The organism is Streptomyces sp. NPDC030296, from assembly GCF_055572815.1.
Map to the genome: position 1 here is coordinate 38,660 of NZ_JBVICQ010000006.1, position 13,331 is coordinate 51,990.

14 protein-coding genes are annotated in these 13,331 nt (G+C 70.1%); 6 read left to right on the forward strand and 8 right to left on the reverse strand.

From position 1 onward, the window contains the following. Positions 1-71 precede the first annotated feature (71 nt). The 4 genes from ACZ4Z3_RS18420 to ACZ4Z3_RS18435 all read right to left on the reverse strand — a co-directional run bounded on the left by ACZ4Z3_RS18420 (position 72) and on the right by ACZ4Z3_RS18435 (position 3,436). Positions 72-974 (reverse strand): amino acid ABC transporter permease, encoded by a 903-nt coding sequence (locus ACZ4Z3_RS18420; protein ID WP_468501967.1) that lies wholly within the window; start codon positions 972-974, stop codon positions 72-74. Next, complete coding sequence (locus tag ACZ4Z3_RS18425; RefSeq protein ID WP_468501968.1) at positions 971-1,648, reverse strand: amino acid ABC transporter permease; 678 nt, start codon at positions 1,646-1,648, stop codon at positions 971-973. Before ACZ4Z3_RS18425 ends, ACZ4Z3_RS18420 begins: the two co-directional genes overlap by 4 nt. A 94-nt stretch (positions 1,649-1,742) precedes the next feature. Next, positions 1,743-2,579 carry a glutamate ABC transporter substrate-binding protein gene (locus ACZ4Z3_RS18430; RefSeq protein WP_468501969.1) on the reverse strand — a complete coding sequence of 279 codons (837 nt, stop codon included), beginning with the start codon at positions 2,577-2,579 and terminating at the stop codon, positions 1,743-1,745. A gap of 80 nt (positions 2,580-2,659) precedes the next feature. After that, positions 2,660-3,436 (reverse strand): amino acid ABC transporter ATP-binding protein, encoded by a 777-nt coding sequence (locus ACZ4Z3_RS18435; RefSeq protein ID WP_055715723.1) that lies wholly within the window; start codon positions 3,434-3,436, stop codon positions 2,660-2,662. 384 nt (positions 3,437-3,820) lie between these two features. Between ACZ4Z3_RS18435 and ACZ4Z3_RS18440 the strand changes: the two genes are divergently transcribed. Then, complete coding sequence (locus ACZ4Z3_RS18440) at positions 3,821-4,507, forward strand: response regulator transcription factor (RefSeq protein ID WP_468501970.1); 687 nt, start codon at positions 3,821-3,823, stop codon at positions 4,505-4,507. Between the two features lie 9 nt (positions 4,508-4,516). Next, positions 4,517-5,935 (forward strand): sensor histidine kinase, encoded by a 1,419-nt coding sequence (locus ACZ4Z3_RS18445; protein WP_468501971.1) that lies wholly within the window; start codon positions 4,517-4,519, stop codon positions 5,933-5,935. A 105-nt stretch (positions 5,936-6,040) separates the two neighbouring features. On the opposite strand, the gene ACZ4Z3_RS18450 is transcribed toward ACZ4Z3_RS18445, so the two are convergent. Both ACZ4Z3_RS18450 and ACZ4Z3_RS18455 read right to left on the reverse strand, forming a co-directional pair. Then, on the reverse strand, positions 6,041-7,042 hold the full coding sequence (locus ACZ4Z3_RS18450) for a TAXI family TRAP transporter solute-binding subunit (RefSeq protein WP_468501972.1): 1,002 nt from the start codon (positions 7,040-7,042) through the stop codon (positions 6,041-6,043). A gap of 210 nt (positions 7,043-7,252) precedes the next feature. Then, complete coding sequence (locus ACZ4Z3_RS18455; protein ID WP_468501973.1) at positions 7,253-8,395, reverse strand: peptidoglycan recognition protein family protein; 1,143 nt, start codon at positions 8,393-8,395, stop codon at positions 7,253-7,255. A 231-nt stretch (positions 8,396-8,626) separates the two neighbouring features. Between ACZ4Z3_RS18455 and ACZ4Z3_RS18460 the strand changes: the two genes are divergently transcribed. From ACZ4Z3_RS18460 to ACZ4Z3_RS18470, 3 genes are all read left to right on the forward strand, one after another. Then, positions 8,627-9,022: a pyrophosphohydrolase domain-containing protein gene (locus ACZ4Z3_RS18460; protein WP_468501974.1), complete on the forward strand. Its 396-nt coding sequence runs from the start codon at positions 8,627-8,629 to the stop codon at positions 9,020-9,022. 59 nt (positions 9,023-9,081) lie between these two features. Beyond that, positions 9,082-10,602, forward strand: a complete 1,521-nt coding sequence (gene miaB / locus ACZ4Z3_RS18465; RefSeq protein ID WP_468501975.1) for a tRNA (N6-isopentenyl adenosine(37)-C2)-methylthiotransferase MiaB — start codon at positions 9,082-9,084, stop codon at positions 10,600-10,602. A gap of 163 nt (positions 10,603-10,765) precedes the next feature. Further along, positions 10,766-11,473 (forward strand): class III extradiol dioxygenase subunit B-like domain-containing protein, encoded by a 708-nt coding sequence (locus ACZ4Z3_RS18470; RefSeq protein WP_468501976.1) that lies wholly within the window; start codon positions 10,766-10,768, stop codon positions 11,471-11,473. A gap of 119 nt (positions 11,474-11,592) precedes the next feature. Here ACZ4Z3_RS18470 and ACZ4Z3_RS18475 read toward each other — a convergent pair whose 3' ends face one another. Together ACZ4Z3_RS18475 and ACZ4Z3_RS18480 are read right to left on the reverse strand one after the other, a co-directional pair. After that, a complete protein-coding gene (locus ACZ4Z3_RS18475) occupies positions 11,593-11,901 on the reverse strand; it encodes an antitoxin (RefSeq protein ID WP_468501977.1) in 309 nt (102 codons plus the stop codon). Positions 11,902-11,924: 23 nt separating this feature from the next. After that, positions 11,925-12,215, reverse strand: a complete 291-nt coding sequence (locus ACZ4Z3_RS18480; protein ID WP_240508567.1) for a hypothetical protein — start codon at positions 12,213-12,215, stop codon at positions 11,925-11,927. Positions 12,216-12,375: 160 nt separating this feature from the next. Here ACZ4Z3_RS18480 and miaA point away from each other — a divergent pair, with 160 nt between their 5' ends. Further along, positions 12,376-13,314: a tRNA (adenosine(37)-N6)-dimethylallyltransferase MiaA gene (gene miaA, locus ACZ4Z3_RS18485; protein ID WP_468501978.1), complete on the forward strand. Its 939-nt coding sequence runs from the start codon at positions 12,376-12,378 to the stop codon at positions 13,312-13,314. Positions 13,315-13,331: the final 17 nt, after the last annotated feature.

The window sequence follows — 13,331 nt, forward strand, 5'->3', positions numbered from 1 at the left end:
GGTCCTTCCCCGCGGGGAAGGACCGAGGACCGCTCCGTTCTCGGCTGCGCGGACCGCTCACTCGAACGCGGCTACGGACCCGTCTGCTTGTCGGTGGTCGGCTCCGGCCCCACCGTCTCCAACTCGTCGAGCTGGGCGGCGCCCACCACGGCACCGGTGGATCGCTTGCCGCCGCGGATCCTGCGCTCCAGCCAGCTGGCGAAACTGGTGAGCAGGAAGTTCAGCAGGATGTACAACACGGCGACGACGATGAAGGTGGGGATGACGTTCGCGTAGAACCCACTCATCGTCCGCACGGAGCGGAGGAGCTCCGCGTAGCCGATCAAGGCGCCACCCAGGGCGGTGTCCTTCACGATGACGACGAGCTGGCTGACGATCGCCGGCAGCATCGCGGTCACGGCCTGCGGCAGCAGGATGTTCGTCATCGTCTGGCCCTTGCGCAGGCCGATGGCCTGAGCCGCCTCGGTCTGCCCCCTCGGGAGGGACAGGATGCCTGCCCGCACCACCTCGGCGAGCACCGAGGCGTTGTAGAGGACCAGGCCGGTGACCACCGCGTACAGCGGGCGGATGTCGCTGCTGACGTCGGTGAACGACGCGTAGAGCTCGTTCGCGAAGAGCATCAGGATCAGGACGGGGATGGCGCGGAAGAACTCCACCACCACACCGGCCGGGACCCGGATCCACTTGTGGTCGGAGAGCCGTGCGATACCGAAGAGCGCCCCGAGCGGAAGTGCGATGACGAGAGCCAGCCCCGCAGCCTTCAGCGTGTTGCCGAGCGCGGGAAGCAGATAGGTTTCCCAGGCCTCGGAGGTGGTGAACGGCTTCCACTTGGCCCAATCGAACTGGCCCTTGTCGACCATGACGGAGATCAACCACCAGGCGACCAGGGCCATGACGGCCACGAACGCCACGGTGTAGACGACGTTGCGCTTCTTGGCCTTGGGACCGGGGGCGTCGTACAGAACGGAAGTCATCGCTTCACCGCCACTCGCTTGGCCACCCATCCGAGGATCAGACCGGTCGGCAGGGTGAGGATCACGAAGCCGACCGCGAAGATCGCGGAGATGAGGAGCAACTCGGCTTCGTTCTCGATCATTTCCTTCATCAGGTAGGCCGCCTCGCCCACGCCGATCACCGCGGCGACGGTGGTGTTCTTGGTCAGTGCGATCAGTACGTTGGTCAGAGGTGCGACGACCGAACGGAACGCCTGGGGGAGCACGATCAGGGTGAGGACCTGGGTGAACGACAGGCCGATGGCGCGAGCCGCCTCCGCCTGGCCGACGGGCACGGTGTTGATGCCGGAGCGCAACGCTTCACAGACGAAGGCCGCGTGGTACGCGATCAGGCCGAGGATGGCCAATCGGAACACCCTCGTCTTGACGTCGTCAGGCGCACCCATGGAGACACCGAACGTGTCGGCCAGACCCAGAGAGGTGAAGAGGATGATGACGGTGAGCGGGATGTTCCGCACCACGTTCACGTAGGCGGTGCCGAAGCCCCGCATCAGAGGGACGGGGCTGACCCGCATCGCGGCCAGCATGGTGCCCCAGACAAGGGAGCCGATGGCCGAGAACACGGTGAGCTGCACCGTCACCCAGAAGGCACCCAACAGACTCGGGCTGTCATAGTCAGAAAGAAAGTCGAACACGATCTCCCGCGCTTCCGCGTGTGTCGTTGGCGGGACGCGCCGCCCCAGGTGGGGCGGCGCGTCGCCGAGCCGGTGGCCCCCCGTCAGGGAACCGTCAGCTCTTCTCGGTGATGGCCGGGGCGGGCTCGTTCTTGTAGTTGGCCGGGCCGAAGTGCTCCTTGACGGACTTCTCCCAGGCACCGTCCTTGACCATCTTCTCCAGCGCGGCGTTGATCTTGCCCTGGAGTTCCGTGTCGCCCTTCTTGATGCCGATGCCGTAGTTCTCGTCGCTCAGGCTGAGCCCGGCGAGCTTGAACTTGCCCTTGTACTGCTCCTGGGCCGCGTAGCCGGCGAGGATCGAGTCGTCCGTGGTGAGCGCGTCGACGGCGCCGCTCTCCAGGCCGCTCAGGCACTCCGAGTAGCCGCCGTACTCCTGCAGCTGCGCCTTCGGAGCGATCTTGTTCTTGACGTTCTGCGCCGAGGTGGAACCGGTGACCGAGCAGAGCTTCTTGCCGTTCAGGTCCTCGCCCTTGGTGATGTTGTCATCAGCCCGGATGAGGAGGTCCTGGTGGGCGAGGAAGTACGGGCCGGCGAAGGAGACCTTCTCCTTGCGCTCGGGCGTGATCGAGTACGTGGCGACGATGAAGTCCACGTCACCGCGGCGGAGCAGGTTCTCGCGCTCCGCGCTCGGCGCTTCCTTGAACTCGATGTCACCCTCGTCGTAGCCGAGTTCCTTGGCCACGTACTTGGCGACATCGACATCGAAGCCCGCGTAACCGTCCGGGGTCTCCTGACCGAGGCCCGGCTGGTCGACCTTGATGCCGATGGTGACCTTGCCGTTGCCGTCCCCACCGCTGCCGTTGTCGTCCTTGTCGCCGCCACCGCAGGCCGTGGCGGTCAGGGCGAGGACGATCGCGGCGGAGGCGGCGGCGCTTGCCTTGCGAAGCTTCATGGTGAACATCCTTTGACTGGTGAAGATGCGGACCGTCATGGGTGCGGGTGCCTGTGGCCGGGACCGGCCTCGTCGGGCGGTCAGTGGTGCAGGATCTTGGAAAGGAAGTCCTTGGCCCGGTCGCTGCGGGGGTTGCTGAAGAACTGGTCCGGCACAGCCTCTTCGACGATGCGGCCGTCGGCCATGAACACCACCCGGTTGGCGGCCGAACGGGCGAAGCCCATCTCGTGGGTGACCACGACCATGGTCATGCCGTCGCGGGCGAGCTGCTGCATGACCTCCAGGACCTCGTTGATCATCTCGGGGTCGAGGGCCGAGGTCGGCTCGTCGAACAGCATGACCTTCGGGTCCATCGCCAGCGCCCGGGCGATCGCGACACGCTGCTGCTGACCACCGGAGAGCTGCGCGGGGTACTTGTCCGCCTGCGTGCCGACACCGACCCGGTCGAGCAGGCTCCGGGCCTTCTCCTCGGCCTGCTTCTTGTCGGTCTTGCGGACCTTGAGCTGTCCCAGCATCACGTTCTCGAGCACGGTCTTGTGCGCGAAGAGATTGAACGACTGGAACACCATGCCGACGTCGGCCCGCAGTCGCGCGAGCGCCTTGCCCTCGGCGGGCAGCGGCTTGCCGTCGATCAGAATGTCGCCGGAGTCGATCGACTCCAGCCGGTTGATGGTGCGGCACAGGGTGGACTTACCGGACCCGGAGGGTCCGATCACCACGACGACCTCGCCCCTGGTGATCGTCAGATCGATGTCCTGGAGTACGTGCAACGCGCCGAAGTGCTTGTTGACGCTCTTCAGGACGACCAGGTCGTCGGCCGCGGGCACCGCGTCCTTGACCACCGAAACTTCGGTCATCGCTTTCTGGCTCCGTCCTCCTCGGTTTCGGAGGACAGTAGTGACCGGCGACGACCAGCGTCATTACATCTGAGGGGAAATTGAGCATAACGATCTGGTAGCAGTCGGACACTGCGCGTAGCGGACCCGCGCGGGGGCGTTTCGGCTGGGTAACGGAACCCTCGCGGAACCTGTACGGCCTTGACGGCGTCCTCAGTCATCGGTGTCACTGCCCAGGTGGGCGGGCCTCAGCGGCCGGGTCCCCGCTTGCCCTCACGTCATGCCCCTGAGTGGGCGGAACTCGACGCCGGCCGAGGTGCGCGTAAGGTGTGCCAGCCGAGACCGTATGTACGACCGAACGTACGCCCGACAAACGCTTGCCCGATCGAACCGGAGGGGGCCGGAATGAGGCTGCTCCTCGTCGAGGACGACAACCATGTCGCGGCCGCGCTGTCCGCGGTCCTGGCCAGGCACGGCTTCGACGTCACCCATGCCCGCAGCGGCGAGGAGGCCCTCCAGGCACTCGTCCCGGAAGGCGCCGGCTTCGGCGTCGTCCTGCTCGACCTCGGCCTGCCCGACCAGGACGGCTACGAGGTCTGCGGCAAGATACGCAAGCGCACCAGCATCCCCGTGATCATGGTGACCGCCCGCTCCGACGTGCGCTCCCGCATCCACGGCCTCAACCTCGGGGCCGACGACTACGTGGTCAAGCCGTACGACACCGGCGAGCTGCTCGCGCGGATCCACGCCGTCGCCCGGCGCCGGGTCCCCGACGAGTCCACGACCTCCGGCGACACCGGGCTGCGCCTCGGACCCGTGCTCATCGAGCTGCCCACCCGGCAGGTCAGCGTGGACGGCGCGGTCGTCCAGCTGACCCGCAAGGAGTTCGATCTCCTCGCGTTGCTGGCCCAGCGCCCGGGTGTCGTGTTCCGCCGGGAACAGATCATCAGCGAGGTGTGGCGGACCAGCTGGGAGGGGACCGGACGCACCCTCGAAGTACACGTCGCCTCGCTGCGGTCGAAGCTGCGCATGCCCGCCCTGATCGAGACCGTGCGCGGGGTCGGCTACCGGCTGGTGCCCCCGACGCCGTAGCGTTCCCGCGTGCGCACTCGTCTTCTTCCGCTGCTCATCGTCCTGATGGCCGCCGTGCTGCTGGCCCTCGGCATCCCGTTGGCGGTGAGCCTGGCGGCGGCGCGCCAACAGGAGGTCGTCGTCGACCGCATCGACGACACCGCGCGCTTCGCGGCCCTCGCGCAGTTCGTCACCGAGTCCCCGACCCGGTCCCGGACGGACGACATCTCGGGCGACGGCCGCCGGGACACCCTCCAGCGGGAGCTGGAGCAGTACCACAGTGTGTACGGCATCAAGGCCGGCGTCTTCTACCGCGACCGCAACCGGCGCCCCATGGCCAACGCCCCCCTCGGCTGGGGCGTGCCCGCGGCCGGCGAGGGGAAGGAGGCGTTCGACGAGGCGCTGCTGGGGCGGCGGCCACACGACCCGGAGCAGGTGTGGCCGTGGCAGCGCGGCCGTCTCGTGGTCGCCTCGCCGGTCATCCACGACGGTGACGTCGTCGCCGTCGTCGTCACCGACTCGCCCACCGGCCAGATGCGCTCCAAGATCCTGCGCGGCTGGCTGATCATCGGCGCCGGCGAGATCGCCGCGATGCTCCTCGCCCTCGGCGCCGCCCTGCGGTTGACGGGCTGGGTCCTCAAGCCCGTGCGCGTCCTCGACACCACCACCCACGCCATCGCCTCCGGACGGCTGAAGTCACGGGTCGCCGTCGCCAGTGGACCGCCCGAACTCAGGCGCCTCGCACGGTCGTTCAACGAGATGGCCGACAACGTCGAGGACGTCCTGGAGCAGCAGCGCGCCTTCGTCGCCGACGCCTCGCACCAACTGCGCAACCCGCTCGCCGCGCTGCTGCTGCGCATCGACCTGCTGGCCCTGGAACTGCCCGAGGGCAACGAGGAGATCGCCTCCGTCCGCACCGAGGGCAAGCGCCTCGCGCAGGTCCTCGACGATCTGCTCGACCTCGCGCTCGCCGAGCACGCCGAGTCCGATCTCCGGCTCACCGACGTGGGGGAGCTGACCGCCGAGCGCGTCGCCTCCTGGTCGCCGCTCGCCGAGGACAAGGGCGTGACCCTGGTCGGCACCTGCCCGGCCACCACGGCCTGGGTCGACCCGGTCGCCCTGTCCAGCGCCCTGGACGCGGTGATCGACAACGCGCTCAAGTTCACGCCCGCCGGGGAGCGCGTCGAGGTCGAGGTCGCCCCGAACGGACCGGACTGCACGGTCGTCGTCACCGACGGCGGCCCCGGCCTCAGCGACGAGGAGCTGGAGCGTGTCGGCGACCGCTTCTGGCGCAGCACCGCGCACCAGAACATCAAGGGCTCGGGCCTCGGGCTCTCCATCTCCCGGGCCCTGATAGCCGCGGGCGGCGGCTCCATCGCGTACGCCCACCACAAGCCGCACGGCCTCAGGGTGACGGTGACGGTGCCGAGGACCCGCCCGCAGAACTGACCGGCTCGCAGAACTGACCGGCTCGCAGAACTGACCGGCCCGCAGAACTGATCGGCTCCCAGAGCTGCCGACCCCCGGAACTGCCGGCCCGCAGCCGACCGGCGGCTACGGCTTGACGGACTGGTAGTACTGTTGCGCGCCCTTGTGCAGCGGCAGCGGATCGGTGTAGATCGCGGTGCGCAGGTCCACCAGCTGGGCCGCGTGGACCTTCTTGCCGATCCTGTCCCGGCTCTTGATGACCATGCGGGTCAGCCACTGGGTCAGCCGGGGGTCCATGTCCTCGCGGGTGATCAGCAGGTTCGCCACGGTGATCGTGGGCACGGTGGAGCCCCTGAGGATGGTCGGGTAGGCGTCGGCCGGCATCACGGAAGCGCGGTAGTGGCTGTAGACGGAGCCCTGTTCGTGCAGCTTCGCCACGAGGTCGCTCTCGATCGGCACGAAGCGGAAGTCGTAATGGTACTTCTCCGCCAGGTCGGTGATGCCCTTCGTGGGCAGCCCGCCCGACCAGAAGAAGGCATCGATCCTGCCCTCGCGCAGGGCGTCGGGGCCCGTGCGGATGGTGTCGCTGCGCGCGTCGATGTCCTTGTCGATGTTCAGCCCGTCGGCGGAGAGCACACGCCCCGCTATCAGCCGCACCCCCGAGCCCTGGGGCCCGACGGCGACCCGCTTGCCCTTCAGATCGGCGACCCGCTGGACGGGCGAGGTGGCGGGAACGATCAGCTGCACATAGTCGTCGTACAGCCGTGCGAGGCCGCGCAGCTTGTCGGCACCGGGCTTTCCCTGGTCCACATAGGTCTGCACGGCGTCGGCGGCGGCGATGGCGAAGTCGCTCTCTCCGGCGGCGACGCGGGTGACGTTCGTCTGGGATCCGTTGCTGTCCTCCAGGTCGATCCTCAGGTCGGGCATGTCCCCGCCGACCGAGTCCCGCAGCAGCTTGCCGTACTCCTGGTAGACGCCCTGCGGGGCTCCCGTACTGAGGGTGATCGTCCCGCTCGGGGGCGTCTCGCGCGGCCAGAGCCACCACGCGAGCAGCCCGAGGACCACCAACGAGGCCGCCGAGCCCAGTAGCGCGCGACGCCCGCCGATGCGGGGGAATACCTGGACCATGCGCGAGATCCTGCCAGGTCACCGGACGGGCGGCCAGGATCGGGACCATCCGGTGCGAGCTCGTGACACGGGGTGATGCGAGCGCGCCCCCGAGGGCCGCCTCCCGCGGGCCGCCCAGCCCCGTGGCACCGGGGCCGGGCGTCGTTACGGCGCCGCCGGTGCCGGACCCGCCGGGCGGGGGACCGGCACCTGTCGCGGACGAGGAGTGTGTCAGCGGCGCGCGGCGGCCACCGACGTGCGGAGTCGGTCCAGCTCCTGGTACATGACCGCGCCCGGGCACTCGGTCGCCATCCAGTCCCGGTGCCCGCTGATCTCCGGGACCTCCTTCTTCACGCCGTTGACCGGGTTCGTGTACGTCACCCGGGCCTGCGGGTCCACGCCGTGCAGCCGGACCAGCACGCGGACCAGGCGGGTGAGCGCCTCCCGGGCCGGTTCCTTCGGGCCCTGCTCGGTGAAGGTGCCGAGCAGGGCGATGCCGAGGTTCCCGGAGTTGAAGCCGCCGACGTGGAAGGCGGTCACCACCTTGCCGTCCTTGTCGTGGGCGGGCATCCCGTCATCACCGGAGTAGCGGCCCTCGTAGATGCGCCCCTCCTCGTCGATGAGGAAGTGGTAGCCGATGTCGCCCCAGTCGTTGGTGACCGCGTGCAGCTGGTAGATCGCGCGGACGGTGGCGGCCGGGTCCGGGTCGTCGTTGGCCATGGCCGTGTGGTGCACGGTGATGGTCTGGAACGGGTAGAACGCGGTCGGTGAGTTCTCCGTGCCGTCCGCCTTGAACCGCAGCTTCTCGTCGGCGCCCCACGCGGCGCGCGAGAGGTACTCGACACCGCGGACCCGGGTCGGGTCGGTCGGCACCCGTACCTTCCGGCGCGGGCCGTGCCGGGTGTCGAGCGCGAGCGAGCGCAGGCCGATGGCGCCGTCGGGCGCCTTCAGTTCGTAGCCGGCGGCCTGGTCGGCGGCGATCAGTACGCCGCCGCCGTTGGCCACGGAGCAGCCGCCGTCGCCGAGCGGCTTCCAGGCGCCCTGGCCGCCGTCGGCGTCCCGGAGCCGGATGCCGCCGCCGGTGGTCTCGTCGGTGCCGCCCCAGGCGACACCGATGTAGCCGATTGGGAAGGCGGCCTCCACGGGCGCCTCACCGCTGGCGGCCTCGGCGCGGGTCCGGGGGAAGGTCTCGGTCGTCGTGCCGCCGCCCGCGTCGCCGGAGCCGGCCGCGGCGGGTTCGGAGTCGTCGGTCGTGGCCATCACCGTCGGTGTGATCACGGCACCGGCGGCGACCGCGCCGGCGGCGCCGAGCACGGTGCGGCGGGCCACGCGGGAGGTGGCCCGGTGGGAGGCGGAGGTGGGGGGAACGCTCACGTTCGGTCCTCAATCGTTCAGGGGGGCACTTGAAGACTCAACGAAGCGTACGGAACCGGGTCACCGCCGCCGACACCAGCCCCCGGCTACTGACGTGGCATCAGATGGTGATGCGCACAAGGGTTTTGGGGCATCAGGACCGTACGAGCCGGACGCGCATGACCAACCGCCGATGGCGGCCCAGGTACCGGACGTGCGGAGGCGCCGGCCGGTGGTCGATAGGGTCGGTGGATGAGTTCCTCTCCCGCCCGTCTCGTCCGTGAGTTCCATCGCGCCTTCGGACTCGACGCCCGTACCGAACCGGCCGAGGTCTCACCCGAGCTGGCCGCCCACCGCGGCGAACTGCTGGCGGAGGAGGCGGCCGAGGTCGCCGAGGTGGCGGTCGGCGGCCCGCTCGACCGGCTGGCGCACGAACTCGCCGACGTCGTGTACGTGGCGTACGGCACCGCCCTCGTCCACGGCATCGACCTCGACGCGGTGATCGCCGAGATCCACCGCTCCAACATGACCAAGCTGGGCCCCGACGGCCGCGTCTCCCGCCGCGCGGACGGCAAGGTCCTCAAGGGCGACCACTACCGGGCGCCCGACATCGCCGCCGTCCTGCGTGAGCAGGGCTGGACCGGCTGAGACGGGCGTGCACGGGGTGAGGGGCCGGGCGTACTCCGCGGAGCGCCTACCCTGGTGACATGACCAGCAGCGACCGGAGCCAGGCAGTGGGCGTCAAGACATACGAAGTACGCACCTACGGGTGCCAGATGAACGTCCACGACTCCGAGCGCCTGTCCGGTCTCCTGGAGGAGGCCGGCTACGTGCGCGCGCCCGAGGACGCCGGCGAGGGCAACGCCGACGTCGTCGTCTTCAACACCTGCGCCGTACGCGAGAACGCCGACAACCGCCTCTACGGCAACCTCGGCCGCCTCGCCCCCATGAAGGCGTCCCGGCCCGGCATGCAGATCGCCGTCGGCGGCTGTCTCGCGCAGAAGGACCGCGACACCATCGTCAAGAAGGCGCCCTGGGTGGACGTCGTCTTCGGCACGCACAACATCGGCAAGCTGCCGGTCCTGCTGGAGCGCGCCCGGATCCAGGACGAGGCGCAGGTCGAGATCGCCGAGTCCCTGGAGGCGTTCCCCTCCACCCTGCCCACCCGCCGCGAGAGCGCCTACGCCGCGTGGGTCTCGATCTCCGTCGGCTGCAACAACACCTGCACCTTCTGCATCGTCCCGGCGCTGCGCGGCAAGGAGAAGGACCGCCGCACCGGCGACATCCTCGCCGAGATCGAGGCGCTGGTCGGCGAGGGCGTCTCCGAGATCACCCTCCTCGGCCAGAACGTCAACGCGTACGGCTCCGACATCGGCGACCGTGAGGCGTTCAGCAAGCTGCTGCGGGCCTGCGGGACGATCGAGGGACTGGAGCGCGTCCGGTTCACCTCGCCGCACCCCCGTGACTTCACCGACGACGTCATCGCCGCCATGGCCGAGACGCCGAACGTGATGCCGCAGCTGCACATGCCGCTCCAGTCCGGATCGGACACCGTCCTCAAGGCGATGCGCCGCTCGTACCGCCAGGAGCGCTACCTGGGGATCATCGAGAAGGTCCGCGCCGCCATCCCGCACGCGGCCATCACCACCGACATCATCGTGGGCTTCCCCGGCGAGACCGAGGAGGACTTCGAGCAGACGCTGCACGTGGTGCGCGAGGCCCGCTTCGCACAGGCGTTCACCTTCCAGTACTCCAAGCGCCCCGGCACCCCCGCGGCGACCATGGAGGACCAGATCCCCAAGGAGGTCGTGCAGAAGCGCTACGAGCGTCTCGTCGCCCTCCAGGAGGAGATCTCCTGGGAGGAGAACAAGAAGCAGGTCGGTCGCACCCTGGAGCTGATGGTCGCCGAGGGCGAGGGCCGCAAGGACGGCGCCACCCGCCGGCTGTCCGGCCGCGCCCCCGACAACCGCCTCGTCCACTTCACCAAGCCGGACCAGGAGGTGCGCCCCGGTGACGTCGTGACCGTCGAGATCACGTACGCCGCCCCGCACCACCTCCTCGCCGAGGGTGCCGTCCTCGATGTGCGCCGGACGCGCGCCGGCGACGCCTGGGAGAAGCGGAACGCCGCCCCCGAGGCCAAGCCGGCGGGGGTGCTGCTCGGCCTGCCGAAGATCGGCGTCCCGGAGCCGCTGCCGGTGGCGACGACCGGTGGGTGTGGGGGGCACTGACACCCGCTGTCCGTGCGGTTCACGGACGGTGCCCGTACCGGCTCGGCTTCGGCCCTGATCGTGGTTCCCGGGCTGACGGTCGGGGAGGGCGCCTCGCGCCGTTCCCCGCGCCCCCTGGCGGCGGCCCGCGCATCCGGGGGTGGTGACGGTTACCCTGCGGATCATGCTTGTCGCCGCCGCTGTCTGTCCCTGTCCTCCGCTGCTCGTGCCCGAGGTGGCCGCGGGGGCCGCGCCCGAGCTGGACCGTGCGCGGGAGGCCTGCGCGGACGCGCTCGGGGTGCTCGCGGCGGCCCGGCCCGGACGCCTGGTGGTCGTCGGGCCCGCCGAGCGGGACGGCCGGTACCCGCAGGGCGCGCGTGGTTCGTTCCGCGGGTTCGGCGTGGATCTCGACGTCCGGCTCGGACAGGAAACGGCCGAGGAGGCGTCGCAGGGTGAGCTGCCGGCGTCCCTCGCGGTGGCCGCCTGGCTGCTCGACCGCGCCGAGCGGTCCGTCCCCGTCGAAGGCGTCGCCGTGGCGGAACCCCTCGCCGCCGAGCGGTGCATCTCTCTCGGACGGGACATCGCCGGGGCGGCCGAGCGCGTGGCCCTGCTGGTGATGGGCGACGCCAGCGCGTGCCGCACCCTCAAGGCGCCGGGGTACCTGGACGAGCGTGCCGCCGGCTTCGACGCGGCGGTCGCCCGCGCCCTCGCCACGGTCGACATCGCCGCCCTCGAGACACTGGACGCCGGGCTCGCCGGGGAGCTGCTGGTCTCCGGCCGCGCCCCCTGGCAGGTGCTCGCCGGCGCCGCCGAGGAGGCGGACCTGAGCGGCAGCCTGCTGTACGACGACGCGCCCTACGGAGTGGGCTACCTGGTGGCGACCTGGTCGTGACACGGCGGACGGCCGGGAGCGAGGTGCTCCGCGGCCGTCCGCCTGGTGGCGACCTGGTCGTGACACGGCGGACGGCCGGGAGCGAGGTGCTCCGCGGCCGTCCGTCGATGTGAAGGTGGTCAGGAAGTCGGAGGCGGTGGTGGCGTGGCCCCGCCGGCCGGAGGCGGTGGTGGCGTGGCCCCGCCGGCCGGAGGCGGGGGCTGGGTGCCGCCGCCTTCTTCCTTGTGCGCGAGTCGGTCCATGGCGTGCTTCGCCTTGCCCGTGCCCGACTGGATCTTGTGGCTGTACTTGCCCTTGGTCTTCGTGTCGACCGCGTGCGCGGCCTTGTCGAGACCGTGATGGATCTTGCCCTCGTGCTTCTGCGCGAGGTGCGAGACCTTCTCCTTGGCCGGGGAGAGTCTGGTTTTCATGTTGTGCAGAAGACCCATGGTTCACCTTCCCGCGCGGATCATCACTTGCGGGCGCCCTCACTGGCCTCGTTGTCGGCGGCCTTCTCGGCGGTCTGCTGCTGGGGGATCTCGACGTCGTCCGCCGCGTCGACCACCTCCGCCACGGCGTCCTTCGCCTCGTCCTCGGTGTCGGCTTCCGGCTGGGCGGCCTCAGCAGATCCCTTCGCCTCGTCCGACTCTTCCGTCCCGGTCCCGGTGGTCACCGCGGGGGTCGCCTCGACGGCCTCCTCCGAGCCCTTCGCCTTGCGACGGAACAGCGAAAAAACGCCCATATCAACCTCAATGCTACTCATGCGGGTCGAATCCCGCGCCTTCCCGGAGCGTCCGATTGCGTCAACCGGGTCGCCGGTACTCGAAACCGGCGCTCAGAACACGCAACACGCAACGACCCCGCCCGCCTCGCGTCACGTAGCTCGTTCGAGATGAGGCCCCGAGGTTTGCGAGACTGGGGCAGTGAGTAGCGCAGTTCCCGCCCCGCGGGTCATCGCCGTCGTCGGCCCGACCGCGGCGGGCAAGTCCGATCTGGGTGTCTTTCTGGCCCAACGCCTCGGCGGCGAGGTCGTCAACGCCGATTCCATGCAGCTCTACCGGGGGATGGACATCGGCACCGCGAAGCTGACCCCCGAGGAGCGCGACGGAGTCCCGCACCATCTCCTCGACATCTGGGACGTCACGGTCACCGCCAGCGTCGCCGAGTACCAGCGGCTCGCCAGGGCCCGTATCGACGCGCTCCTCGCCGAGGGACGCTGGCCCATCCTGGTGGGCGGCTCCGGCCTGTACGTCCGGGGCGCCGTCGACAACCTGGAGTTCCCCGGCACGGATCCCGAGGTCAGGGCCCGCCTGGAGGAGGAGCTGACCCTGCGGGGCTCCGGCGCCCTGCACGCGCGGCTCGCCGCCGCGGACCCCGAGGCCGCCCACGCCATCCTGCCCAGCAACGGCCGCCGTATCGTCCGGGCCCTCGAGGTGATCGAGATCACCGGAAAGCCCTTCACCGCCAACCTGCCGGGCCACGACTCGGTCTACGACACCGTGCAGATCGGTGTCGACGTGGCCCGCCCCGAACTCGACGAGCGCATCGCGGCCCGCGTCGACCGCATGTGGGACGCCGGACTGGTCGACGAAGTGCGCGCACTGGAGGCGCAGGGGTTGCGCGAGGGGCGTACGGCGTCGCGGGCGCTCGGCTACCAGCAGGTCCTCGCGGCCCTCGCCGGACAGTGCACCATGGACGAGGCGCGTGCCGAGACGGTCCGTGCCACCAAGCGCTTCGCGCGCCGTCAGGATTCATGGTTCAGGCGCGACCCGCGGGTGCATTGGCTCAAGGGGGGTGTCGCGGACCGGACGGAACTCCCCCAGCTCGCACTGGCGTTGATCGAACGACCGGTCACAGCCTGATCACGTCATGGCATCGG

Bases quoted from the DNA above. Each gene is read 5' to 3' on its own strand.
- ACZ4Z3_RS18420 (WP_468501967.1), bottom strand. From the start codon at position 974: ATGACTTCCGTTCTGTACGACGCCCCCGGTCCCAAGGCCAAGAAGCGC.
- ACZ4Z3_RS18430 (WP_468501969.1), bottom strand. From the start codon at position 2,579: ATGAAGCTTCGCAAGGCAAGCGCCGCCGCCTCCGCCGCGATCGTCCTC.
- ACZ4Z3_RS18435 (WP_055715723.1), bottom strand. From the start codon at position 3,436: ATGACCGAAGTTTCGGTGGTCAAGGACGCGGTGCCCGCGGCCGACGAC.
- ACZ4Z3_RS18440 (WP_468501970.1), top strand. From the start codon at position 3,821: ATGAGGCTGCTCCTCGTCGAGGACGACAACCATGTCGCGGCCGCGCTG.
- ACZ4Z3_RS18450 (WP_468501972.1), bottom strand. From the start codon at position 7,042: ATGGTCCAGGTATTCCCCCGCATCGGCGGGCGTCGCGCGCTACTGGGC.
- ACZ4Z3_RS18460 (WP_468501974.1), top strand. From the start codon at position 8,627: ATGAGTTCCTCTCCCGCCCGTCTCGTCCGTGAGTTCCATCGCGCCTTC.
- miaB (WP_468501975.1), top strand. From the start codon at position 9,082: ATGACCAGCAGCGACCGGAGCCAGGCAGTGGGCGTCAAGACATACGAA.
- ACZ4Z3_RS18470 (WP_468501976.1), top strand. From the start codon at position 10,766: ATGCTTGTCGCCGCCGCTGTCTGTCCCTGTCCTCCGCTGCTCGTGCCC.
- ACZ4Z3_RS18475 (WP_468501977.1), bottom strand. From the start codon at position 11,901: ATGGGTCTTCTGCACAACATGAAAACCAGACTCTCCCCGGCCAAGGAG.
- ACZ4Z3_RS18480 (WP_240508567.1), bottom strand. From the start codon at position 12,215: ATGAGTAGCATTGAGGTTGATATGGGCGTTTTTTCGCTGTTCCGTCGC.